General features: G+C 41.4%; 1 protein-coding gene. It reads right to left on the bottom strand.

What is annotated here, in order from left to right; translation table 11 throughout:
- Positions 1-279: 279 nt before the first annotated feature.
- Positions 280-1,437 carry a hypothetical protein gene (locus tag ACESM0_RS09205; protein WP_372905785.1) on the bottom strand — a complete coding sequence of 386 codons (1,158 nt, stop codon included), beginning with the start codon at positions 1,435-1,437 and terminating at the stop codon, positions 280-282.
- Between the last annotated feature and the right edge of the window lie 89 nt (positions 1,438-1,526).

The following is a 1,526-nucleotide window of genomic DNA, read 5'->3' as shown; positions in this document are numbered from 1 at the left end:
TAATTATTTGTTAGTTGAGATCAAATGAACTAGCTCGGGAAATCATAACAAGATTCAATTTAAAATCCATAACCTCTTGAGAAATTATAAACTTATTGAGAAGTATCCCCCTTCAAAACATATTAAAGGGGGACTTAGGGGGATGATCAATTTTGCCAATGAATAAACATATAGCCAATGGTCATGATTACGATGGTCATCCCCCTGCTCTCCCGACCGCTTTCGGGATCGGGATCGCTTGGTCTATTCGAAGGGGGACTTAAACCACCATTGATTAAATCAATTCTCCAGCAGGCGCCGGTTTCTGGAAATCACCGTTTTAGATCTATTTTTAAGAAGATCGGTTGCATCCATTAGCATCTGCTCATTTCCGGGAAATTGTACCGCGCTACCACCTATGATTTTCTCTGTCTCTTCAGACAGAGCTTTTCTGTTTCCGCTGAACTCACCGTATCGATGTTGAAATACGGCCTCCACCGAAGCAGACTCTGTACGAAGAAGCTGATCCGATCTCAGGTCATATATATCGAGCGAACCGGCAACGAATGCAGTTTTTTTCTGTTCCGATTCTGTGATCTCCGCAGTTACCGTAATCATATTTGGCACCTGGATATCTGTTCCGGTTGAATCTTTTTTCACATTGCCGTCTTCATCCAGTTCGTACCTCAACCCATCCTGTATTTCCCTGCTTTCAGAGTATATTCTTCGTTCCACGGTTTCGGGTGAATAGGCGATCTCCGTTATATTCAACACCAGAAAATAGTCGTACTCAATATTTTGATTTTCGTAGGTATCGAAGTTTAACCAATGGGTATTCAGATCTTTCAGTGTGGTTTTCTTCATCTCTACATCGAAAAAATCAGGCAGCACCATGCCGGAGTTATTTTCAATAAAGTAGAGGGCGTGGTTCATCCCCAGTTGATGACTTTCATACAGTTTTTGATCTACATCTTCAAAGCCAGGGTAGATCTGCGCCGCCCTGTCAAATTCGTTATAAGCCTGTCGGGCGCTCATTTTATCTCCTCTTTCCAGGAAGTCAACTCCACGTTTATACGACACCTCTGCAGCAGCCATCTTTGATTCTACAATCTCATTATCATAGTTGTAGAAAGTAAATTCATTTCGGATTTGAGATGGCAAACTGCGGACTTTATTCTGTCTCCAGTTTAGCTGTTCATAGAGCTCATAAATTTCAATCCAGCTCTCTTCCAGGCCTTCCAGCTCCAGAAACTCAATTCGCTCCTTATCGAACATATTGGCCAGCTCATAAGCCTCTTTTAAAACACCCAGCTCTTTCGAGTTGTTAGGCTTTTTCATCAGTTTTTCAGTTGCTCTATCAATTGCCTGGTCGTATTGACCGCGCTCCAGCATCTTTTGTGATGAGTTACACGAGATGAAGAAAAACGATATAATCAGCAGATAGCTTGATTTTTTCATGATAACCACCGTATAATTTTATTTGCTCTTAGGTTACTGAAATCACCCACAAATGCCAACATTTTGATCGCTGAAGAACTATTTATGTT

The sequence above is a fragment of the Rhodohalobacter sp. genome (assembly GCF_041686455.1).
GTDB lineage: Bacteria > Bacteroidota > Rhodothermia > Balneolales > Balneolaceae > Rhodohalobacter.
Note: the sequence above shows the minus strand (reverse complement) of the source record. Positions and strands in the feature narration are given on the sequence as shown.

What these genes read in the sequence shown, in the direction of transcription:
- ACESM0_RS09205 (WP_372905785.1), bottom strand. Translation starts at nt 1,437, where the DNA reads ATGAAAAAATCAAGCTATCTGCTGATTATATCGTTTTTCTTCATCTCG.